The organism is Flavobacteriales bacterium (genome assembly GCA_016700415.1).
Classification (GTDB): domain Bacteria; phylum Bacteroidota; class Bacteroidia; order Flavobacteriales_F; family PHOS-HE28; genus PHOS-HE28.
In genome coordinates this window covers 1,723,880-1,745,741 of sequence record CP065018.1, presented here as the reverse complement: position 1 = coordinate 1,745,741, position 21,862 = coordinate 1,723,880, and the positions used below count along the sequence as shown (strand labels likewise).

The 21,862-nt window shown below is 59.1% G+C and carries 17 protein-coding genes; 3 read left to right on the top strand and 14 right to left on the bottom strand.

Annotated elements, in window-relative coordinates:
- Window positions 1-2,103 (top strand): ATP-dependent DNA helicase RecG, encoded by a 2,103-nt coding sequence (gene recG / locus IPP95_07300; GenBank protein QQS74004.1) that lies wholly within the window; start codon window positions 1-3, stop codon window positions 2,101-2,103.
- Between the two features lie 145 nt (window positions 2,104-2,248).
- Here the strand turns inward: recG and IPP95_07295 are convergent, their stop codons facing one another.
- A complete protein-coding gene (locus IPP95_07295) occupies window positions 2,249-2,980 on the bottom strand; it encodes a lysoplasmalogenase (GenBank protein QQS74003.1) in 732 nt (243 codons plus the stop codon).
- An 87-nt stretch (window positions 2,981-3,067) separates the two neighbouring features.
- Here IPP95_07295 and IPP95_07290 point away from each other — a divergent pair, with 87 nt between their 5' ends.
- The gene (locus IPP95_07290) at window positions 3,068-5,503 is read left to right on the top strand and encodes a phenylalanine--tRNA ligase subunit beta (protein QQS74002.1); all 2,436 of its coding nucleotides are present in this window, start codon (window positions 3,068-3,070) and stop codon (window positions 5,501-5,503) included.
- Window positions 5,504-5,586: 83 nt separating this feature from the next.
- Here the strand turns inward: IPP95_07290 and IPP95_07285 are convergent, their stop codons facing one another.
- The 13 genes from IPP95_07285 to IPP95_07225 form a co-directional block, all read right to left on the bottom strand.
- The gene (locus tag IPP95_07285) at window positions 5,587-5,976 is read right to left on the bottom strand and encodes a DUF1801 domain-containing protein (protein ID QQS74001.1); all 390 of its coding nucleotides are present in this window, start codon (window positions 5,974-5,976) and stop codon (window positions 5,587-5,589) included.
- 56 nt (window positions 5,977-6,032) lie between these two features.
- Entirely contained in the window at window positions 6,033-7,880 is a 1,848-nt protein-coding gene (locus IPP95_07280) for an outer membrane beta-barrel protein (GenBank protein QQS74000.1), read from the bottom strand.
- Complete coding sequence (locus IPP95_07275; protein QQS73999.1) at window positions 7,877-8,440, bottom strand: sigma-70 family RNA polymerase sigma factor; 564 nt, start codon at window positions 8,438-8,440, stop codon at window positions 7,877-7,879. The genes IPP95_07280 and IPP95_07275 overlap by 4 nt, the downstream gene beginning before the upstream one ends.
- Before the next feature lie 64 nt (window positions 8,441-8,504).
- A complete protein-coding gene (locus IPP95_07270) occupies window positions 8,505-10,433 on the bottom strand; it encodes a T9SS type A sorting domain-containing protein (GenBank protein QQS73998.1) in 1,929 nt (642 codons plus the stop codon).
- Window positions 10,434-10,594: 161 nt separating this feature from the next.
- Window positions 10,595-12,019: a T9SS type A sorting domain-containing protein gene (locus IPP95_07265; protein QQS73997.1), complete on the bottom strand. Its 1,425-nt coding sequence runs from the start codon at window positions 12,017-12,019 to the stop codon at window positions 10,595-10,597.
- Window positions 12,020-12,188: 169 nt separating this feature from the next.
- Entirely contained in the window at window positions 12,189-13,484 is a 1,296-nt protein-coding gene (locus IPP95_07260) for a PKD domain-containing protein (GenBank protein ID QQS73996.1), read from the bottom strand.
- A 263-nt stretch (window positions 13,485-13,747) separates the two neighbouring features.
- The gene (locus IPP95_07255; GenBank protein ID QQS73995.1) at window positions 13,748-14,311 is read right to left on the bottom strand and encodes a Fic family protein; all 564 of its coding nucleotides are present in this window, start codon (window positions 14,309-14,311) and stop codon (window positions 13,748-13,750) included.
- A 162-nt stretch (window positions 14,312-14,473) separates the two neighbouring features.
- Window positions 14,474-15,880, bottom strand: coding sequence for a T9SS type A sorting domain-containing protein (locus tag IPP95_07250; protein ID QQS73994.1), 1,407 nt, complete (start codon window positions 15,878-15,880; stop codon window positions 14,474-14,476).
- Between the two features lie 172 nt (window positions 15,881-16,052).
- Window positions 16,053-18,098, bottom strand: coding sequence for a urocanate hydratase (locus IPP95_07245; GenBank protein ID QQS73993.1), 2,046 nt, complete (start codon window positions 18,096-18,098; stop codon window positions 16,053-16,055).
- Window positions 18,099-18,131: 33 nt separating this feature from the next.
- Window positions 18,132-18,452: a type II toxin-antitoxin system PemK/MazF family toxin gene (locus IPP95_07240; GenBank protein QQS73992.1), complete on the bottom strand. Its 321-nt coding sequence runs from the start codon at window positions 18,450-18,452 to the stop codon at window positions 18,132-18,134.
- On the bottom strand, window positions 18,445-18,675 hold the full coding sequence (locus IPP95_07235; GenBank protein ID QQS73991.1) for a hypothetical protein: 231 nt from the start codon (window positions 18,673-18,675) through the stop codon (window positions 18,445-18,447). The genes IPP95_07240 and IPP95_07235 overlap by 8 nt, the downstream gene beginning before the upstream one ends.
- A 177-nt stretch (window positions 18,676-18,852) precedes the next feature.
- The gene (locus IPP95_07230) at window positions 18,853-20,352 is read right to left on the bottom strand and encodes a T9SS type A sorting domain-containing protein (protein QQS73990.1); all 1,500 of its coding nucleotides are present in this window, start codon (window positions 20,350-20,352) and stop codon (window positions 18,853-18,855) included.
- A 71-nt stretch (window positions 20,353-20,423) separates the two neighbouring features.
- On the bottom strand, window positions 20,424-20,633 hold the full coding sequence (locus tag IPP95_07225) for a hypothetical protein (protein QQS73989.1): 210 nt from the start codon (window positions 20,631-20,633) through the stop codon (window positions 20,424-20,426).
- A gap of 129 nt (window positions 20,634-20,762) precedes the next feature.
- On the opposite strand from IPP95_07225, the gene IPP95_07220 reads away from it, so the two are divergent.
- Window positions 20,763-21,749, top strand: coding sequence for a glucosaminidase domain-containing protein (locus tag IPP95_07220; GenBank protein QQS73988.1), 987 nt, complete (start codon window positions 20,763-20,765; stop codon window positions 21,747-21,749).
- Window positions 21,750-21,862: the final 113 nt, after the last annotated feature.

Sequence of the window (21,862 nt, the reverse complement as noted above, 5' to 3'; positions counted from 1 at the left end):
ATGGCGCAGGTGCTGGAAACACCGATCGAATACCTGAAGGGCGTGGGCCCGCAGCGGGCGGAGCTGATGCGCAAGGAATTGGGCGTCGGGACCTTCGGAGACCTCCTGCTACACTATCCCTTCCGCTACGTGGACCGCATGCGCTTCAACGCCGTGGCCGAAATTGTGGAAGAGGGAACGGCGGTTCAGCTCCGAGGTGTGCTGAAGGAGGTCCGCATGATCGGCGAGAAGCAGGCACGGCGGCTCACGGCGAAACTGACGGACGCCACGGGCACAATCGAGCTGGTGTGGTTCAGGGGCCTCCGCTGGCTCCAGCCGATCTTGAAGGACGGCGGCGAGTACATCGTCTACGGCAAACCGACCTGGTTCAGGGACCGCTTCAACCTGGCGCACCCGGAGATCGAGTCCGCGTTGACGTGGGACCAGGGTGCCGCCACCCCGTTGCAACCCGTGTACAGCACCACCGAAAAGGCCTCGGCGAAAGGCTTGAACAGCCGCGGTATCGGGAAATTGGTCCATGCGCTGTTGCCGCAGTTGCACGGCGTGCTGCCGGAAACGCTCAGTGCCACATTGGTGCAGCAGCTTGGCGGCGTCAGCAGGGAGGAGGCCGTGACGGAGGCTCACTTCCCGCAGGACCAGAAGCGCTTGGACATAGCGGTCAAGCGGCTTAAATTCGAGGAGCTGTTCTACATCCAGCTTCAGCTCCTCAAGCAGAAACTGTTGATGCAGCAGGATGTGAAGGGCAACGTTTTTGCACATGTGGGAGCGCACTTCAATTCGTTCTATACCGACCATCTTCCTTTTGAGCTCACCGGTGCGCAAAAGCGTGTCGTGAAGGAGATCCGCAAGGACATGGGCACGGGCCAACAGATGAACCGCCTGCTGCAAGGCGACGTGGGCAGCGGGAAGACGCTCGTGGCCCTGCTCAGTATGCTCATCGCGCTGGACAACGGCTTTCAGGCGGCGATGCTGGCACCTACGGAGATCCTTGCGCAACAGCACTTCAAGAGCATCTCACGCTTTCTGGAGGGTCTGCCCGTGGTGGTGCGCCTCCTCACAGGAAGCACCAAAGCCGCCGCGCGCAAGAGCTTGCTCGCAGCACTGAAGCTGGGCGAAGTCCACATCCTCGTGGGCACGCATGCCTTGCTGGAGGACCGCGTGGTGTTCCCGCAACTGGGCCTGGTGGTGATCGATGAGCAGCACCGCTTCGGCGTGGCACAGCGGGCGCGGATGCAGGCCAAGGCGAAGGTGCCCCCGCACGTGCTCGTGATGACCGCCACGCCCATTCCGCGCACGCTGGCGATGACGCTCTATGGCGACCTCGACGTGAGCGTGATCGATGAGCTGCCGCCGGGCCGCAAACCCATCAAGACCGTTCATCGCGACGACCATGCACGCAACGCCGTCTTCGATTTTCTGGGATCGGAGATCGACAAGGGACGGCAGGTCTACGTGGTGTACCCGCTGATCGAGGAGAGCGAAAAGAGCGACCTGAAGGACGTCACCGACGGCTACGAAAGCCTGTCGCGGCGCTTCCCGCTGCCGAAGTACGCAGTGGGCATCGTGCACGGTCGCATGACGCCTGAAGTGAAGGACTACGAGATGGCGCGCTTCGTGAAAGGAGAGACGAACGTGCTCGTGGCCACCACGGTGATCGAGGTGGGCGTGGACGTGCCCAACGCCAGTGTGATGGTGGTGGAGAACGCGGAACGATTCGGGCTGTCGCAGTTGCACCAGTTGCGCGGCCGGGTGGGGCGCGGGGCCGAGCACAGCTACTGCATCCTGATGACCGGTGACAAGCTCGGCAACGACTCACGCACACGCATCAACACCATGGTCCGCACGCAGGACGGCTTCGAGATCAGTGAGGTGGACCTGCGGTTGCGCGGACCGGGTGATATCATGGGCACACAGCAGAGCGGTATCCCGCAACTGTATCTGGCCAATTTGGTGGAGGACGCTGACCTCCTGCAACAGGCACGGCGTGTGGCGCAGCGGCTTTTGGACGAGGACCCGGAGCTTCAGGACCCGAAGAATGCCGCGATTGCGGGCAACTTACGGGAACAGATGCGGGAAAAGGCGGTGTGGGGGCGGATCGGATAAGAGTAATAAGGTTTTGGCCGCGAAGGCGCAGAGACGCAGAGGAATAGTCAGATCCGGGACGATGAACGCTACGATGCGTCACATTCCGTCAGGCACTTATGAGATCGAGAAAAGGTTGTATTCTCTGCGCCTCCGCGTCCAACACTCAAGTCGTCAGTGCCTGCCGTCTCCGCAACTGGTCCGGATCCAGCACATGCGCCAATGCGCCTGCGGCGATCAAGAACTGCGCGATGGCGTACGTGATGATGATCCCGACCTGCGCCCCCATCAGCGGGAAACGGAAGCGGTCCCAAGCCAGCATGCTGTCCGAGGCGATAAAGAGCAACGAGCCGATGAACACCAGCCAAAAGCTGCGCGGGTAGGTGCGCCGGTAACGGAACCCCGCCAGAATGCCCATCAGCGCGATGGCTGCCACGTAAGCGATCACGGGCAAGCCTAAGCCATCATCCAAGTGCGGCATGAGGTCCCAAGCGAAAAAGAAAGCATAGGTGCCGATACCGAATGCGATCAGGATGGGGACCAGCAGGCCTTCCATGCCCCCGACCTCAGAAATGTTCTGCGCGAAGGCAAAGGCATAGCAAAGCTGGGCAAGGAAGAACGCGCTGAGGCCGATGAGAAAGTTGAAGTCGTCCACATAAGTGAACATCAAGGCAATGTCGCCAATGAGGGAGAAGAACAGCCCCGCTTGGACCAACAGCGTGAACCGGTCACCTACGCGGCGGCTGTTGAAAAAGAACCAAGAGGAGAGCATGATCATCAGCAACGGCTTGCATAGCCATTCCAGCGTGTGCAGGCCCTTCAACTGCGCGATGCACGTGCCGATCAGGGCAAGCGAGTAGATACTGCCGTTAAGGACCAGGTTCTTCTTTGGATCCATTGAAGCGCCGAAGGTAAGCGGGCGAGCCATCCCGACAGACTTCCATCGCAGACCCCGTGGCTACTTTCGCGGCCTATTCATTCCTCCATGCGCATTTCCTGGAACTGGCTCCTCACCTTGATCGACACCGAAGCCCTTTCGCCCTATGAAGCGGCGGACATCCTCACCAGCACCGGGCTGGAGGTGGAAAGCGTGGAAGCGGTGGAGTCCGTGCCGGGCATGTTGGCCGGGGTGGTGGTAGGCGAAGTGGTCAGCTGTAGTATGCATCCCGATGCCGATCGCCTGCAGGTATGCGCCGTGGACTTCGGTGCCGGGGAACCTTCCCAGATCGTCTGTGGCGCGCCTAATGTGGCCGCCGGGCAGAAGGTGCTCGTGGCGACCGTCGGGGCGGAATTGCACCCCGTGGGCGGTGAGCCGTTCACCATCAAGAAAGCGAAGATCCGCGGCGTGGAGAGCATGGGTATGATCTGCGCTGCGGATGAGCTCGGGCTCGGCACGGACCACGCCGGCATCATGGTGCTGGACGCTTCCGCAAAAACGGGTACGCCTGCCGCTGAGCAACTGCAACTGAAAAGCGACCACGTGATCGAGATCGGCCTTACGCCCAACCGTTCCGATGCCTTGGGCCATTGGGGCGTGGCCCGCGACCTCATCGCCGCGCTGAACCACCGCACAGGAAGCAAGCACAGCGTGGTGCTGCCTTCCGTTGAAGCCTTCAAACAGGATGACGACGCACGCACCGTTCCGGTGGAAGTGCAGGCTCCGGATGCCGCTCCGCGCTATGCGGGGCTCACGCTCACGAACATCACCATCGCGCCTTCACCGGCCTGGCTACAGGAGCGCCTGAAGAGTATCGGCCTCAAGCCGATCAACAACGTGGTGGACGTCACCAATTTCGTGCAGCACGAACTGGGCCAGCCTTTGCACGCCTTCGATGCCGATAAGCTGAAAGGAGGCAAGGTCATCGTGCGCAAGGCGAAGGCGGGCGAGCACCTCATCACGTTGGATGACAAGGACCGCACCCTCGACCCCGAGGACCTGCTGATCGCCGACGCGGAGAACGGCGCCTGTTTGGCCGGCGTGTTCGGTGGCGCGGGAAGCGGTGTTTCCGAAAGCACTACGTCCATTTTCCTGGAAAGCGCTTGCTTCGATGCTGTCACCATCCGCCGCACCGCGCGCCGCCATGGATTGAACACCGATGCCTCCTTCCGCTTCGAGCGCGGCGTGGATCCCGGGATCACCGTGTATGCGTTGAAACGCTCCGCCCTGCTGCTGAAGGAAGTGGCCGGTGCGAAGATCAGTTCCACCATCATCGACATCGCGCAGCCATGCACCTGGGCCGAAGTGGACCTGCATTTCGCCACCGTGGACCGCCTCTGCGGTGTGGCCATTACGCCGGATGCCGTGGTGCGTATCCTCGAAATGCTGGATTGCCGCATCAGCGAACGCACCGCTGCAACAGTGCATGTGCAAGTGCCGCCCTACCGCGTGGACGTGCTGCGCGAAGCCGACCTCGTGGAAGAAATGTTGCGCATCCACGGCTTTGATCAAGTGCCCATTCCGGAGCGCTTAATGATGCCTGCCGTGCAGCAGCCCGAAACAACATCCGAAGGTTTCCGCCAACGGCTGTCGCAACATTTGGCGGCACGAGGCTTCCGCGAGGTGATGACGCCCTCGCTCGTGAACGGCGGTCGCACCGTGAAGCTGAAGGCCGCCGACGAGGAAGCCATGGTGCGCCTGAAGAATCCGCTGAGCGCTGAGCTGGACGTGATGCGCCCCACGATGCTGTTCGGCCTGCTGCAGAGCGCCGCACACAACATGGCCCGCCAGCACCGCGACCTGCGCCTATTCGAGAAGGGTCGCATCTATTCCGTCGCGAACGGCACGATCATCGAGGAGGAACGGGTTGCATTGCTGATCACGGGCAAGCGCTGGAACGACAACTGGCGCAGCGCGGACCGCAAGACCGAACTCGCCGATGTGAGGGAGGAGCTCGAGCTACTGATCCAGCGCATAGGGCTGGGCGGGACCACGAAATACAGCGATAGTGAAAGTCCCTTGCTGGCATCCGCAGTGGAAGTGAAGGTCGGGAAGAAGACCGTGGCGTTGCTGGGTGAAGTTGACGCCAGCGTTGCTAAGACCTTCGGCGTTGACGAGCCCGCGTACTATGCGGAGATCCACGATGAAACGCTGGTGTCGCTCTTGCGCGGCAGCCACACCACCTATCAGGAAGTGTCCAAATTCCCCGCCGTACGCCGCGACCTCAGCCTGCTGCTGGACCGCTCCGTGGCCTACGCGCAACTCGAGCAGATCGCCTACCAAGCGGAGCGTAAGTTGCTGCGCGAAGTGGACCTTTTCGATGTGTACGAAGGCGACAAACTGCCCGCTGGCAAGAAGAGCTACGCCATCAGCTTCATCCTTCAGGACAACGAGAAGACCCTCACCGACGAGCAAGTAGAGAAGGCCATGGGGCGTATTCGTGGGGCGTTGGAGAAGGAAGTGGGAGCGGAGCTGCGGGGTTGAGGTCTAGCGCATTAATGCGTTAATACACGAGTCCACCGTGCAGCCCTCATACGTCTGACTTTGCAGGTGCCGTGACCCCATGTTCACCCCCGCCGAACGGCAGGCACCCGGTACGTGGTAGAAAAGCGCAGCAGCTCGATCAACGCGGGATCCTTCAATTGCTCGGCGGAGCGGATCTTGACGTGCCGGTAAAGTTTGCCGGTGCCTTCCAGCAGCTGCGCGGGGTCGGGGAGTTCCGCGCCGTAGTTGAAGCCCACCGACAGATGTTTGGAGGCGGGCAGGAACCAGCAGAAGTGCTCCGAATTTTTCTTGATCCCCGTTCCGAAGCCGATGGTCTTTTGCCGCACCCATGCCACCTCCACAACTTCAGGAAGGACGTGGTGAATGAGTTTTCGGGTTTCCCGCGCCAAGGACTGGACGGGAACTGAAAAGCTTCCTATGGCTTGCTCGAATTCGGCATCGGTCGTTCCCATGATCGCTTGAAAGGCAGGTGCTCGTGTGTGGAAATTTCCTGCATCCGCATGCAGCGCTACCGCAACCGATAGCTCAAGCTCAACATCACGCCTTTCGAGTTCGCCTTACGATCCAGATCACCGCTGCCCAAGCTGTTCATCAACTGCCCGCGCATCGCCGGTTCGATCCCCACGGACCAAGCTGCATTGAAGCGGTAACGGATGTACGCTCTTGCCATGTAGCCAAAGACCAGTTCACGGAAAGGCTGATCGGTGAAGTTCACATAGCCTTCGTTGTCCGGTGCCGGCACTGTGCCGCGCCGGCCGGTGAGCAGGCCAAGGGTCGGACCGCCGCGCAGGCCGAAGCTCCAACGGCCTTGCACCAGGTGTGCGTCCAACAACAGCGGAACTTCTATGTAGCTCACGCGGCTCAGCTCGTTGCGCGCTTCGCGGATCCGCTCAGTGGTTGTGGTGGTATCGGTGCCTTGCGTCAGCACGTGTACCGTGGTGTTTTCGGAAGTGCCCGTGTAGGTCGGTGGCGTACCGGCGATCGTGTCCGTGATGACCAGGACCATCGTGTCCACCGGCATCAAATACCAGAAATTCTGCAAGGTCATGGTGTTGCGGTCCACGGCGTCCGTGTGCAGCCGTTCCGCGTAAGTGCTGTAATGCAGCCCCGTGCCAATGCCGAAGTTGCGGCCCATGTGCATCAGCTCCGCACCGATGCCGATGCTGTTCTCCTTGCCGATGTCCGCGTTCCAATCCGCGCTGTTACTGCCTGCATACTTCGTGGTGGAAGAGAACATGCCGCCCATGATGCTGATCTCCCACGGGGCGCGCTCGGGCACCAATGGGGGTGGTGTGGCCGCTGGCGCAGCTGCGGTCGCGGAATCTTCGGGAGTTGTGGCCGTGGTTACGGCGGTGGACGCACTATCAGAGGTAGTCGGGTCCGCTGTAGTACTGGGGGCCGCGCCAGTGTTGCCGGTCGGAGCTGTGGCTCCTGGCAGTGTTACTTGTGCAAGCGGGCCGTTGTGAGCGGGGCTTGTTGAAGTATTCGTCTCATTTTCCGGCGCATCAGGCACCTGTTGTTGTGTGTTTCCCGGTGTTTTGGGCGCAGCGTTCGGTACGGTCCCACTGGCAGCGGCCATACCTTGGTTGTCGACCGGAATGACAGGTGCAGCAGCGGCATTTTCAGGAGTATCAGCCCCAAGGGGTTCCGTGGAAGTTGTTGTTCCTGCAAGAGGCTCTGCTGATGAAGCAATTGTCGGTGGTGAAGCGGTCACTGCTTCACCGTCTTTTGAGAGCGTGGGCTCAGTAGAAGCCTCTTCTGATGAAGTCGAAGTCGCGGTGTGTGCGGGGCTCGTGGCCGCATTTTCTTTTTCGTTCTCCGGGATCGCCCGTGAGCTGATCGCCACATTCTTCTTGGAAGCAACTACGGTCGGCTGATCGCCAACTGAAGTGTTCAACGCCATCTTTTTCCGAGGCGCGCTTTTTTCGGCTTCAGGATCCAAGGCGGTGGGTGCATCAGTTGCCCGGTCCTCGGAATGGACCGGAATGGACCGGATGGATGGTGCCACCATGTCCGCAGCTACCGCTGGCGCATTTGGTTCCGGTGGTGTTCCCATCGGCGTGGTCGACTTGTTTTGAGCCGGCTGATCAACAGCGGTTGTCTTCAAGGAGGGGGGGGCAACTTGTTCAACGGCGGCAACGGCCCGTTCTGTTCCCGTAGAGTTTGTTCCGTACCACGCCAGCCCGCCCACCAGCAGCAATGCAACGGCCCCGGTGATCCACATGGCTTTGTTCCCGCCGCCGCGTTGCGCGTCGATGAGCTTTCGCGCACCCTGCCAGTCCGCCTCCTGGAAAGCGAATTGGCGCTCTTCCAGCTTGCGCCGGGCCAGCTCGTCGAATTCTTCGTTGAGGCTCATGGCAATGCGGTTTTTACGGTGACGGTCCCGGCGATCTGGGCGATGGCCTGTTGCAGCGTTTGCCGGGCATGGGAAACGTGCCACTTGGACGTGCCGGTGCTGATCCCGAGCATCTCGCCGATCTCCGCGTGGCTGAAACCGTCGATGGCGAAGAGGTTGAACACTTTGCGCGACATCTCCGGCACGCGCAGGAGCAGCTCCGCGAAGGCTTCCCCCTCCATCTGCCGCAAGTATTCGTTCACTTCGCTGCTTACGTGTTCTTCCACCGGGACGTCCATTTTTTCGTGTGCTTTTCGTTCGCGCTCCTTTCGGAAATTGTCGATCACCGTGTTGATCATGATCCGCCGCACCCAGGCCTCGAAAGGAACTTCCGGGCGGCGTTTGTCCAGGTTCATCAGCACCTTCAGAAAGCCCTCGTTCATCCGGGCGGAAGCATCCTGCCGGTTGCGTTCGTAGCGGGAACAGATGGACATCATCATCGGGTAGAGGGTCTTGTACAGTTCATTTTCCGCCCGCGGGTCCCTGCGGATGCATTCGGTCAGGAGGGTTTCGCGGACCATGTTGCAGTGTGCGGAAAAGTGCCCGCCGATTTGCGGGCACCCTTCCAAAGCTATCGATCGGTGCTTAGCGCACCTTCATGAAGCGCTGGGTGATGCTGCGTGCATCGTTCCCGATACGTACCATGTACAGGCCCGGCCCCAGATCGTCGGTGGAGATCCGGAAGGTGTTGCTGCCGGTGGTGAGGTTTTGGCTTGCAGTGATCACCGTGCGACCGCTCGGATCGATCACCGTCACGGGCACCGTGCCGCTCACGCTGGTGTTGAAGGTGAGGTTCAGCTCGTTCAGCACCGGGTTCGGCCAAGCCTTCAGTTCCGCGAAGGCGGGGACCTCCGTGATGCCGGTGGGGATGTGTTGGATCACGTTCAAGGTGAAGCCTTCGGAACGCGTTCCAAAGGTGCCTTCATGTTCCACGTTGCCGCCACCGCTGCTGATCACCAGCTCGTTCAAGATGCCGTTCGCGTCCACGCTGATGGTGTCGCAATAGGTATCGGTGCAATTGGCGCTGGTCATGGTGAGGCAGAGCAGCCAAGGACCATCGCTGTTATACACGTGGGTGGGGTATGCGTCGGTTGAGCCGCTGCCGTCCCCGAAGTCCCAGAAGAACTGGTAGTTGCCGTTGCCTCCGCTGCTGAGGTTCCATACCCATACTTCGTTCGGGATGGGTTCCATGCCGCCGGTGGCCGTGCTGTCGTACGCTTGGATGGGCCAGAAGTCGGCATTGCAGCCTGAACCGCTCGAGTCCTCCATACATACGCAAGCGGCGCTCCATGTGCCGATCCCTCCGGCCGGTGTCGTGCAGGACGTGCCGGGGAAGTTCGGACCGTTCACGATGCCGAGGCAGTCCGTAATGCCGCTATCGGGCTGGCAACTGCAGTTCGCATCCCAGATACCGGTGATATTGCCACTCCATGTCGAATCGGCACAAGCGGTGCCGGGCAGGTTGGAGCCGCCGGGAATGCCGAGGCAATCCAGCATTCCACCACCTTGGCCGACGCACTGGCAAGCAGCGGACCACGTGTCGTTGCTGGTGGCGGGGTTCCCATCGTCGCAGGGCGTTCCGGGGAAGTTGGGACCGTTCACGATGCCGAGGCAGTCCGTAATGCCGCTGTCGGGTTGGCAGATGCAGTTCGCATCCCAAGTGCCGGTGGTGTTGCCACTCCCTGTCGAATCGGCACAAGCGGTGCCGGGCAGGTTGAAGCCGCCGGGTATGCCGAGGCAATCCAGCATCCCACCACCTTGGCCGACGCACTGGCAAGCAGCGGACCATGTGTCGTTGCTGGTGGCGGGGTTCCCATCATCGCAGGAAGTGCCTGGCGTGTTGGGGCCCCAGAGCACACCTTGGCAATCGTACCAAATGGAATTATTGGAAATGTATCCCATGCTGTCCACCACCACCGTGTCGCATAGCACGCTCGTGCAGTTGCCGGTAGTGATGGTGAGGCAGATGCCGTAGACCCCGGACTGCGTGAAGGTGAAGGTCGGCTCGGCCGCCGCACTGGAGCTTCCATTGGGCATCCACCACTGGTACATGATCGGAGCTGCGCCGGTGCTCGTGTTCGTGGTGGTCATCTGCCAGGGAATGGGGCTGTTCCCGTTCATCGCCTGTTGCACCGTGAAGCTCGCGTCGCAGGGATCGATGACGCCACCGCAGCTGAGGTTCAGCTGGATGCTTGCCGAATCGAAGGGGGTGCTGAAGACATAGCTGCCCGAATCCATGGACGCGGTGCCGTTCCCGCAGGAAGACCAGGCCAGGATGCCGCCGGATGGCGAATCAACGTTGACCATGGCGGAGAAGGAGCAGTTCGCGTTGACGGATGTGGTGAGCGTCTGTGCCGGCAAGGTGCCGGCCTGGGTCTGTATGGTCACCAGCGTGTTCGGGGTGCAATTGGCCACTTGGCCATAGACCACCACATAGTAGGGTGTCTGGGCCATGGCCGTCAGCCCACATACCGTGAGGAGACCGAGGCAGAAGGTTCGGAAGGTGGCTTTCATTGTTCTAAGTTTTTTGGATCAGGTGTTCACCTCCATACACGCACGCATGGTCCGGAGGGTTGGGTGGACCTGAAAAATAGTTCCGCTTCGATGACGGACCCCAAAGCGGAAAGGGTGCCCGCCAAATCGCGGGCACCCTTTCCAAAGTGGTCGAATGGTGCTTAGCGCACTTTCATGAAGCGCTGGGTGATGCTGCGTGCATCATTGCCGATGCGCACCATGTACAGCCCCGGCCCAAGTTCTTCGGTGGAGATCCGGACGGTGTTGCTGCCCGCAGTGAGGCGGTGGCTTTCGGTGATCACCTTCCGTCCGCTCGGATCGATCACGGTCAAGGGCTCCGCACCGCTCACGCTATGGTTGAAGGTGAGGTTCAACTCGTTCGTTACCGGGTTCGGCCACGCCTTGAGGTCAGCGAACACCGGGACCTCCGTGATGCCGGTGGGGAGGTGTTGGACCACGTTCAGGGTGAAACCGTCGGAACGCGTTCCCGAGGCCAGCACATGGACCAGGCCGTTATCACCGCCGATCACCAGTTCGTTCAGGATGCCGTTCGCGTCCACGCTCACGCTGTCGCAGTAGGTGTCCGTGCATCCGCCGGAAGACATCGTGAGGCAGAGGTTCCATGGGCCGCCGCTCCCATACACATGGGTGGGGTAGGCGTCGGTGGAACTGGAGCCGTCACCGAAATTCCAGAAGAACTGGTAGTTGCCGTTCCCGCCACTGCTGAGGTTCCAGACCCAAACTTCATTGGGGATCGGTTCCACGCCGCCGGCAGTACTGTCGTAGGCTTGGATCACCCAGAAATCGGCGTTGCAAACGGTGGAACCCGAATCCGGCACACAAATACACGCGGCGCTCCAGGATCCAGGCCCGCTCACGGGATCGTTGCACGCGGTGCCCGGCAAGTTCGGACCGTTCGGGATCTGGAGGCAATCAAGGAGGACGCTCGGATTGATCGTACCGTCCGCATCCACGTATACGGAGTCGCAGGTAAAGCTCGTGCAACCGGACGCATCGGCCATCGTCAAGCACACGTCGTAGAGGCCCGGACCGGGGAACACGTATTGGGGGTTTGCGGTGGCTGAGGTGCTACCGTCGGGCAGTTGCCATAAGTAGGTGTAGGGTGCCGAGCCTCCCGAGCTGCAGCTCTGGAAGGTCGCGCTGAACGGGACAACACCGATGAATGAGCTGTCCTGCACCACGGAAATACAGGCTTGGCAGGGATCGGGGTTCCCGCCGCAGCTCAGGTTCATTACCACGTACAGGCTGTCGAAGGAGTTCACGATGTACGAGCCGGTAGTGGTCTGCATGGCGCCGGAGCACGGTGTGCTCGCTTGGAACCAGCCTTGGGGGGAGTCCATCATCACGGTCACCGAGTACGAGCAGTTGGAGTCCAATGGCACGTCGATGTCCAAGTCCGGTAACGTGTTCTGCACCGTAATGATGTGTACATAGCTGTTCGCCGGGGTGCAGGGGGTGACCTGCCCGGAGATGGTTACCGGATAGGGCGGTGCCGGTTGTGCAAAGGCAAGGCTGCCAAGGAGCAGCGAGGTGCCTAAGAGCAGTGAGCGGAATGGTCGGTTCATAGTGCGGGTTTTTTGTTCGTTAGTTGCGTTCACGTTCACTCCCATACACGCACGAAATTGGCGATGGGTTGGGTGGAGACGAAAATACTGCCCTTGGTATGACCGGCCCCAAAGCCGCAAGGGTGCTTACTGAGGGCAAGCACCCGTGCGGGAAGAAAGACAGAATTGTTCACCGCACCTTCAGGAAGCGCTGTGCCACCTGTTGTGCGGCATCGCCCAAGCGTACCATGTACAGACCGGGTGCGAGCGAAGCAGTGTTCAGCCGGACCGCGTTGTTGCCCAAGGCGAGAGGATGGTCCTCGCGGAGCATGGTGCGGCCGTTCAGGTCGATCACGGTCACGGAAACGGCTCCGGTATGGCTGCTCTTGAATGTGATGTTCAGCTCCTCCTGCGCGGGGTTCGGCCACAGGTTGAATTCGGCCAAGGCGGAAACTTCCGCAACACTCGTCGGAAAGCCTTGGAGCACGTTGAGCGTGAAGCCTCCATCCCGGTCGCTCACATGCGCGGTGGTCACATGGGTCCCGGGATCGGTCGCCATCCCGTTCAGCAGGCCGCTCTCGTCCACGCTCACCGTGTCGCAGAAGGTGTCCGAGCAACTTCCATTGCTGATGGTGAGGCAGAGCTGATAGGGTCCGGGGCCTTGGTATTCATGTGTGGGGTAGGTCTCGGACGAACTGCTTCCGTCACCGAAGTCCCAGGTATATTCATTGATGCCGCCACTTGCGGAGCTCAGGTCCAACACCCACACCTCATTGGGGACGGGGGCCAGGAAATTGCCGCCGTTGGAGGTGTCCGAATAGGCCTGCACCATCCAGAAGCCGGCCAAGCAGGGCAGGCTGCCCGGCGGGTTGATGGTGCCGTCAGCAGCGACGATGACCGTATCGCAGGCCACGCTGGTGGCACCTGTGGCATCGGAGCTTTGTAGGCATACTCCGTAAGCACCGGGGCCGCTGAAGATGAAGCTCGGGGCCGGACCGATGCTGAGGCTGCCGTCGGGAAGCAACCAACCATCGAAGTAGGGAGGCGTCCCGCCAGTGGTGCAACTTGTGAACTGCGCGGTGAAGGGTGCGCTTTGGGTGACCGTGAAGCAGGCCTGGCACGCAGAGGATGTGTCCGAGCCGCAAGTCAATTGTAGCATGATGTCCGTGGAGCCGCTCGGGCCGCTGATGGCATATGCGGACGAATCAGCGGTGACCGTGCCGTTGCCGCAATGGAAGAACGCGAGCACGCCGCCGGAAGGGGAGTCCATCCCGAAGGTCGCCGAGAAGGAACAGTCCGTGGCTACCGCTGCCGTTGCCATTTGCGCGGGCAGTGTGCCGGGCAGGGTCTGCACGGTGACCTGCTGGCCCGGCGTGCAGCCTTCAAGCTGGCCGGAAATATGGAGGGTGTAGGGGGCTTGGGCACTGAGGTTGCCAAAGAGGAACATAACAGCACCGATGGGTAACAGGCGTAGAGTTGATCTCATTGGGATGGTATTTGGGTTGAACAGATCCGCATTGTATCCACATCGAATGTAAGACATCCGAAAAGCGATGTGCGATCTTTTTCCAATAGAATTGGCGAACTATATACATGTCCAACGAGTTCTCGTCGGTTCATTCAACACTCTGAATAACGGTGATGAGATCACGCTTGATAGAAAGCTTTGGAAGACGTGATCACTGGCATACCGGGATTCCGGGTCAGGCTCGGAATGACGGGCGTTCGGACCCTGCGCCGGGACAGTTCTTAACCTTGCTCTTCACCACTTCCTTTTTCATAACCTTCGTAGTAGTAGGATTGATCAATGCCTTTGAAAACGATAGCGCGATCGTTTATGTCGTCCGTAAGGTTGGAGCTGAGCAGTGTTCTTAATTCCAGGTCGTTGATCGGGCTGCGCTCCATGGCTTGAAGGTAACGTGTCTTATCCACGAATTGCCAGTTGACCACTTGTTTCAGTTGCCTTTTCAGGATCATGTCCAGCCATATCCGCATGGCTCTGCCGTTGCCTTCCATGAACGGATGGGCGATGTTCATTTCCACGTACTTGGCAACGATCTCTTCAAAGGTGGTCTCGGGCATTTGTTCCACCTTTTCCAGAGCTTCGGTCAAATACAAGGCCGTAGCAAACCTGAACCCGCCTTTTGAAATGTTACTGGTGCGGTTCTTCCCGGCAAAGTCCAGAAGCCCATCGAACAAGTACTTGTGTATCTGTTGTAAGCCCTTTAAAGTGCCGACTTCAATGGTGTCGATGTCGTCGCTTTCAAACAGTCGGTAGGCTTTGCTCAGGCTTTCCTTGTCAATGTGTTTCATAATGGACACTCCTCGGATTTACAATGGAAAGGTACGGGTCAGGCACAGATCATTGTCGCGACGCGTTGGTGCGTTCATTGTGGGTATGTTGTTTCAATCCGCTCGGGTGGGGGCGCGAAGCAAGGAACTCCTTAGAACATGAGAAAATACTGCGTCTCCGGGTCATCGAGCCACCACGAATCTCTGCACATGACCATCGAGCAATGAGCTAAGAACATATAGCCCCGGAGGGAGGTCAGATACATCCGTGGAAAACCGATCGGTTTGTTCCATACGCCAAGACTTAACCCGTTCTCCAGTTGCATCGAAGACTTGAAGTACATCCATATTGAAGAGGTCACCTTCGATATGCAGGACCGAGCTGACGGGATTGGGGTAAACCCACCATTTTGGACGTTCAAATTCCGGCAATCCCACATGGAAATAGTATTCGTCGTCCATCGAACCTAGGGTATCACCATTGATGACGGCCCCACGGAATGAGAAGGAGTTGTACTCGGAATAGCTTGTACTCATCTGGTAGTAATAAAATCCAGATGATCGGATCACATAGTTCAGATAGGGACCTGGGAATCCCACGCCAAGGCAATCATTATTGGTTCCGGGATAGATGGCGAACATGCCGAAGGAGCCGATCCGCCCACCTTCGATCACGTAGGTGCCGGTATTGTCCAGATAGTGCTTGGGGACGATAGCCATATCCTCTCCGTTCGGCCCCCAATTGGGGAAGTTGACAAGCTGACCCGGCCAAGAATCAAGGGGCTTCAACACATTACTGGAAGCTATGAATGATGTCGCGGCAGTTGGGTTGTAAGAGAAAATCGAACCACTGGGCGGGTTGAACCTATGGTACGATTCCCCTGAAAGGAACACCGTGTCCTGACTCTCAGTGCGGTCGTCCACTAGGAATAGTGTTGATGAGCTATAAACGTGCATGCTTGTGCTCCAACTTTGATTGAACTGGAGGGCATCTCCCGGTTGGAATGCATAGATCTCCTCGAAAGATGGCATCACGATTCCTTGGCCAGCGCCTTGAACTCCCACTAAGTCATAACGCGGTTCTCCAAGCATGTGCCACATGACGATGCCGTGTTCTCGGCTCCATATAATGGTGTCATTCATGGTGGATACCATCACCCTCACGGTGTCAGATACCCCGAGTACGCTGGTCGGGAATAATCCGACCACGGTGGCGGGTATGCTGTCTTGTTCGTTGAAGATCCATGTGCTGTCCACATCAGCCAACGAATGGATCACCAAGGTGTCAGGCATACTAAAGCGCCAAATGCTTCCTCGGATCTGCGCATCGGCTTGCAGAAACTGCGGAAGGTCCACGGTGATCATGCACTCATAAGGACAGGATGTGCAAAGTGAGGCTACACGGTTCAGCTCATAGCGGAAACTATCCGGCCCCAGTGTATCGATGTCCATGACCCGGATCTGGCTTCGTATGGTGTCTGAATCATCCGTTTTGTAATTGTAGCGGTATGCTGGATTCAGTACGACCCAGTTCTGAGCAAGCAGTGTGGTGCCTGTCAGCATAAGAAGGCAGAATTGGAGGGTTCGCATGGTGTAAGGGGTGAAGTTATCGCCTCAAATAATAGACAGGGGACGAAGTCAAAACGCTGCCCGCTGGAGAATATATTCTCCATGTCTTTTCCAGATCCTTTTGCTGTCCTCGCTCTAATCACCCAGCATCACTGCAGGGACACGTGCATAGCGAACCCCAGTGCAGGGACGATCACCCGATCGCCCTCTCCACCACCGCATCATCCGCTTCCTCCGCCACGGTCACCTTCAGCTTCGGCTCCCGTTTCATCGCTTCGCGGATGCTCCATTGCGCATTCGGGTTGCGTGCCCATGCACGGCGCGCGATGCCGTTGTTCACGTCCCAGTGCAGCATGCTCTTCAGTCGGCGGTCGCTGTCCGCACCGCCGTCCAGCACCATGCCGAAGCCGCCGTTGATCACTTCGCCCCAGCCCACGCCGCCGCCGTTGTGCAGGCTGATCCATGTCGCGCCACGGAAGGCATCGCCAACGAAATTCTGCACGGCCATGTCGGCTGTGAAGCGTGATCCATCGCGGATGTTGCTCGTCTCGCGGTAGGGTGAATCCGTTCCGCTCACGTCGTGGTGGTCGCGGCCCAACACGATGGGTGCACTGACCTCTCCGCTCTTGATCGCGTAGTTGAACGCTTCAGCGATACGGATGCGTCCTTCCGCATCCGCATAAAGGATGCGCGCTTGACTGCCCACCACCAACTTGTTCTGTTGCGCGCTGCGGATCCAATGCAGGTTATCCGCGATCTGCTGATGGATCTCCTTCGGCGCGTCCTTCAGCATCGCTTCCAACACATCACCGGCAATACGGTCGCTGGTGGCGAGGTCCTTTGGATCGCCGCTGGTGCAGACCCATCGGAACGGCCCGAAGCCATGATCGAAGCACATCGGTCCCATGATGTCCTCCACGTAGCTCGGGTAGCGAAATTCCTCGCCGTTCTTGCCAGAGATGTCGGCGCCTGCGCGCTTGCTTTCCAGCAGAAAGGCGTTGCCGTAATCGAAGAAGTACATGCCCGCGCCGGTGAGCGTGTTGATCGCTTTCACCTGCCGCTTTAAGCTGTCCTCGACGCGCTTTTTGAACGCTGAAGGATCCTTCACCATCAAGACATTGCTCTCCTCGTAACTCAGTCCTGCCGGGTAGTAGCCACCTGCCCATGGATTGTGAAGGCTGGTCTGGTCGCTACCGAGGTCCACGTGGATCTTCCGTTCCGCCATGCGCTCCCACAGGTCCACGACGTTGCCGAGGAAGGCGATGCTGTGCGCTTCACCTTTCTTCTGCCAAGCCAATGCGGCATCGATGCAAGCGTCCACATCCTCGATCACCTCATCCACCCAACCTTGGCTTTGGCGTTTGTGCGCAGCGGCACTATTCACCTCCGCGCAGATCGTCACCACGCCCGCGATGTTGCCCGCCTTGGGCTGTGCGCCGCTCATGCCGCCGAGGCCGGATGTGACGAAGATCCTACGGCTTCCCTTCTCCCCGGGAGAAGGGGCCGGGGAATGAGGCAACATGCGGCAAGCGTTCAACACCGTGATGGTGGTGCCATGCACGATCCCCTGTGGACCGATGTACATGTAGCTGCCGGCGGTCATCTGGCCGTACTGCGAAACGCCCAGCGCGTTCATGCGTTCCCAATCATCCGGGCTGCTGTAGTTCGGGATCACCATGCCGTTGGTCACCACCACGCGCGGGGCTTCGGCGTTGCTGGGAAAGAGGCCCAGCGGATGGCCGCTGTACATCACCAACGTCTGCTCCTCGCTCATCTCGCTGAGGTACTGCATGGTGAGCCGGTATTGCGCCCAGTTCTGGAACACCGCTCCATTCCCGCCGTAGGTGATCAGCTCATGCGGGTGCTGCGCCACGGCCGGGTCCAGGTTGTTCTGGATCATCAGCATGATGGCCGCCGCCTGCTTGCACTTTGCGGGGTACTGGCCGATCGGCCGCGCGTGCATCGCCTCGCTCGGGCGGAAGCGGTACATGTAGATGCGCCCGTGCTCCTTCAGCTCCGCCGCGAATTCCGGCGCGAGCACGGCGTGGTGCTTCTTCGGGAAGTAGCGTAACGCATTTCGAAGTGCGAGCTTCTTTTCCTCCGGGGAAAGAATGTCCTTGCGCTTGGGCGCATGGGACACGGAAGCGTCCAGCGGCTTTGCCGGGGGAAGCTCGCTCGGGATGCCTTCGCGGATTGACGTTTGGAAGAGGTCGGAAAGGGTAGAGGGGTTGGTCGGCATTCTGCAAAATGAGCGGAGTCTTCAGTTCGGACCTTAAGCTAACTGGAGTAGGATCTTCAATTTTTCATCCAGTTCCCTCACCTCCGAAGCGGTCAATGCGCCCAGTAGACCGCGAGCCATGTTCTTGTCCAGCGTGGCCAATTTGGCGGTGCGGATCAGCGAAGCATGTTTCAATCCGTTAGATGGACCGGGATCGATCTTTACATCGGTCTCTTCCTGCCAGTGAAACCTCGTGGTGATGAAGCACACGGTAATATCCACCTCGCCTTCGATCAAGATGACTGCTGGCCTGAGCTTACTGCCGGTAAGGTCCGTGAACGGGAAGTTGATCAGCACGATATCCCCTTTAGCCATGGTACACCTTCTTCAGGTCTGCAAGGGTGTACAGGTCTTCCTCTTCATGCAGGAAGTCCAATGCCGAGACCGTGGAGGCCAAATGGTGAAGCCCATCGATAAGCGAGCGTTCCTCATGGCGCTTCAAAAGCAGTATCACAAAGTCGAGCACCTCTTCCGCCTTTTCTTGCGGTAGTTTGTTGATCGCTCCAATTGTGCGTTCTATGAGGGCTTGTTTGGTCATGGCATTAAGTGCATCCTCAAAAATAAGACATATTGAACGAGGTCGCCCGAAAGTTGAGTCCAAAGATCCAGACGGGGCTATTTATGATGTGCCTTCGCGGATGAAGGTTTGGAAGAGGTGGAGTTCGGAGGTAAAAGCTACAGACATGCCACAAGATCAGCTTATGGATCGATAGGATCAGCGTGCCACAATGAAGCGCAGGGCTGGTTGGCCTTCGCTTCGCAGGATGTAGGCACCATCGGACAAGTCTCCGATCCGGATCGTCTCGGTGCCTGAGCTGAACCTGCCCGTTGAACGCACCGTCCCGAGGATGTCGAGCACTTGGTAGTAAGCTCCAGCCTCGGCATGTTCCACGACCAACGATCCGGTTGCCGGATTTTGGCGCACGCGAAAGCGATCCGCTTCAGAGCGTTGCTCAGCAACACCGAGGATCAAGTCGTCGGCAGTAATGGTACCCCATTGTTGCCCATTGATGTCATATCCGATCAGATCCATCCCCCCACTGTGCTCAAAGATGAAGTATGAGGCACTGGTCAGGCCTATGCCGCTCGTGAAGAGGTTCTTTACTTCATCATAGCTCTGCGGCCAGAACGTGCTGTCCTGGTCACACCACGACTCGGCGGGCCAGGCTCCGGGGTCCTGTGTGTGCTGTTCGGGTTTCAGGCAGGTCCGACCCTCCGTGTCCAGATAGGCTTGCCAGATGAAGCCATGGTAACTGCTTCCGAACTCACCTTGGAAGGTGTTCTCAGCGGTGGATGCGAAGGCACCGGGCCAATGATGCGTGAGCCATTCGTTCGCGAAGAAGTTCTCCTCTGTCCAAGCGGCGTGCTCGATGCCCAAAAGCACGGTGTCCACACCCGAGGTGATGCTGCTCGTACACCACTCGCTCGGTGGCCCCCAAACGGGCTGGCTGATCGTTACTTGGTGACGGACCAAACGCAGTTCATAATTCGTGCGACCGGGGAGTTCCATGCGCGATAGTACCGTGTACTTCCGCTGGAAGTGAATGTCCGTGTAGCAGATCCCGTCCGTGCCACCATGCTCCCCGCTGTATTGCAGGATGTCCCCGGGCTGATAGTTGAAGAAATCGATGATCTCCGGGAAATGGACCCCGGCGTTTATTCCTCCTTGCACACCGATCAACAGATGCTCGCCTGACGTATCCGAGGCATGGATCACGCCATGCATTTTGCTTATGCGCAGTGAACGTCCGTCCGCATACTGCACGGTTTTCACGCTGTCGGCCTGCCCCCAAATGATGGTGTCGGCGGAGGATAGGATCGTCGCGAGCCCCCCTGAAGGACTCGGCCAGTTCGCAGCGTCCGGGGCCCATGGTATGATGAGCAAGGTGTCCATATCGATCAGCCGGATCTCCGCACCGGAACGGAGTATTTGTCCGCCTATGAATTGCGCCATTCCAGTGTGGACGCCGGAACCGTTGTCACATGAAGCGGGAGCATCCGGACAAGGTTCACAGCGCGATCCGATCCTGTTCAACGCATACCGGAAGCTGTCCGCTCCCAGCGTATCCACATGCGTCACGAAGATCTGGTTGCTGATCGTGTCCGTACCGTCGTTGCTGTAGTTGTACTTGTAGTCCGGGTTGATCAAGGCCCAATTCTGCGCGGAAAGCAGCCCACACTGAAGGGCACAACAAAGGAGTATGAGCTTGCGCATGATCGCTCGTTTCAAAACAAGATAGGGCGAAGCGGCAAAACGCTGCCTGACCTTCCCGTTCAGCGGACCCTTCACTTCTTCCTCTTCCGGTCCTCCGGCGAATTCCCGTACGGGCAATGCCTGCAGCCGCTCTGGCAGCAATAGCCGCGCTTCAGGTGGTAGGCCTCCGTCCACACCACATAGCCTTCCGCGGTGAAGTAGAAATCGCCAAGGACATAGCCCAGCCGGAGCAAGTGCTTGGTGCGCGGGTCGTCCGCCGGTGGCTTGGGGTGCTTGGGCATGGAGGGTACGAAGATCGGGAGCAGCGCGTTTTATTCACAATGGGCGGTGTACAGCTCTGTGGGCGGAATGTTCAAAAGCTCCTGAATGCCCAATAGTTTCGGCCCTTGCGGAAGACCGCACTTCTGGAAATGAAGATCCAACACCTGTTGAAAACCGGTTTGCTGGCGTTACTGCCCGTGCTGCTGGCTTCGGCCCAAGGGATCCCTGGAGGTAGCGCCCAGACGCCCCAGCAGTACATCGAGAAGTGGAAGAGCGTGGCGGTGAAGAAGATGCAGGAACACGGCATCCCGGCCAGCATCACCTTGGCGCAAGGCCTGTTGGAAAGCCGCAACGGCAACAGCGTCCTCGCCACGGAAGGGAACAACCACTTCGGCATCAAGTGCACTTCGGACTGGACCGGCGGAAAGGTGTTCCACGATGACGACAAGAAGAATGACTGTTTCCGCAAATACCGCAATGCCGATCAGAGCTTCGAGGACCATTCCAAGTTTCTTGAGCGACCGCGGTACGCGCAACTTTTCGAGTTGAAGCCCACGGACTACAAGGGCTGGGCCCACGGACTGAAGAAGTGCGGTTACGCCACGGACCCGCGCTACCCGAGCAAGCTGATCGACCTCATCGAGCGCTACCAGTTGGACAACTTGGACAAGGGCGTGGATGTGAGCTACGCCAGTAAGGGCGATGCCCCTAGCAAGGCCCCCAGCGGAAAGCCGGCACACCGTTCACGCAACAGCAATGACGACAATACGGTGACCATCGGTAACATGCGCCCTGTGGAGCTGTTCGATGGCCGCATCAAGTTCGTCCGGGCACGAAAGGGGGAGACGGTGAAGGACATCGCGGACGAGATCCAACAGATGCCGGGCTTGGTGGCCAACTGGAACGACATCGCCAAGGACGGTAGCTTGGAGGAAGGACAGGTGGTGTACATCCAGCCCAAGCGCAACAAGAACAAGGACCGGGAAAGCTGCATCGCGGACAAGGGTGAGACCCTCTGGGGCATCAGCCAACGCTATGGCGTGAAGCTGAATAAGCTGGCGAAGTACAACAACATGGGTATCGCGGATCCCGTGCGGGCTGGGCAGAAGGTGTGGCTGCGGAGGCCGAGGAAGTAAGGTGTTGAAGTGGCCGCAGACCTGCCTGCCGGCAGGCAGGGGCGCGGAGGCGCAGAGAATGCGAAAGGGGCCGCGGAAGTGCGGAGAAGGCCGTGGACGGGACGTTGCGCTCG

Excerpts from the sequence above, each read along its gene's own strand:
- recG (QQS74004.1), top strand. The coding sequence starts at position 1 with ATGGCGCAGGTGCTGGAAACACCGATCGAATACCTGAAGGGCGTGGGC.
- IPP95_07295 (QQS74003.1), bottom strand. The coding sequence starts at position 2,980 with ATGGATCCAAAGAAGAACCTGGTCCTTAACGGCAGTATCTACTCGCTT.
- IPP95_07290 (QQS74002.1), top strand. The coding sequence starts at position 3,068 with ATGCGCATTTCCTGGAACTGGCTCCTCACCTTGATCGACACCGAAGCC.
- IPP95_07285 (QQS74001.1), bottom strand. The coding sequence starts at position 5,976 with ATGGGAACGACCGATGCCGAATTCGAGCAAGCCATAGGAAGCTTTTCA.
- IPP95_07280 (QQS74000.1), bottom strand. The coding sequence starts at position 7,880 with ATGAGCCTCAACGAAGAATTCGACGAGCTGGCCCGGCGCAAGCTGGAA.
- IPP95_07275 (QQS73999.1), bottom strand. The coding sequence starts at position 8,440 with ATGGTCCGCGAAACCCTCCTGACCGAATGCATCCGCAGGGACCCGCGG.
- IPP95_07270 (QQS73998.1), bottom strand. The coding sequence starts at position 10,433 with ATGAAAGCCACCTTCCGAACCTTCTGCCTCGGTCTCCTCACGGTATGT.
- IPP95_07265 (QQS73997.1), bottom strand. The coding sequence starts at position 12,019 with ATGAACCGACCATTCCGCTCACTGCTCTTAGGCACCTCGCTGCTCCTT.
- IPP95_07260 (QQS73996.1), bottom strand. The coding sequence starts at position 13,484 with ATGAGATCAACTCTACGCCTGTTACCCATCGGTGCTGTTATGTTCCTC.
- IPP95_07255 (QQS73995.1), bottom strand. The coding sequence starts at position 14,311 with ATGAAACACATTGACAAGGAAAGCCTGAGCAAAGCCTACCGACTGTTT.
- IPP95_07250 (QQS73994.1), bottom strand. The coding sequence starts at position 15,880 with ATGCGAACCCTCCAATTCTGCCTTCTTATGCTGACAGGCACCACACTG.
- IPP95_07245 (QQS73993.1), bottom strand. The coding sequence starts at position 18,098 with ATGCCGACCAACCCCTCTACCCTTTCCGACCTCTTCCAAACGTCAATC.
- IPP95_07240 (QQS73992.1), bottom strand. The coding sequence starts at position 18,452 with ATGGCTAAAGGGGATATCGTGCTGATCAACTTCCCGTTCACGGACCTT.
- IPP95_07235 (QQS73991.1), bottom strand. The coding sequence starts at position 18,675 with ATGACCAAACAAGCCCTCATAGAACGCACAATTGGAGCGATCAACAAA.
- IPP95_07230 (QQS73990.1), bottom strand. The coding sequence starts at position 20,352 with ATGCGCAAGCTCATACTCCTTTGTTGTGCCCTTCAGTGTGGGCTGCTT.
- IPP95_07225 (QQS73989.1), bottom strand. The coding sequence starts at position 20,633 with ATGCCCAAGCACCCCAAGCCACCGGCGGACGACCCGCGCACCAAGCAC.
- IPP95_07220 (QQS73988.1), top strand. The coding sequence starts at position 20,763 with ATGAAGATCCAACACCTGTTGAAAACCGGTTTGCTGGCGTTACTGCCC.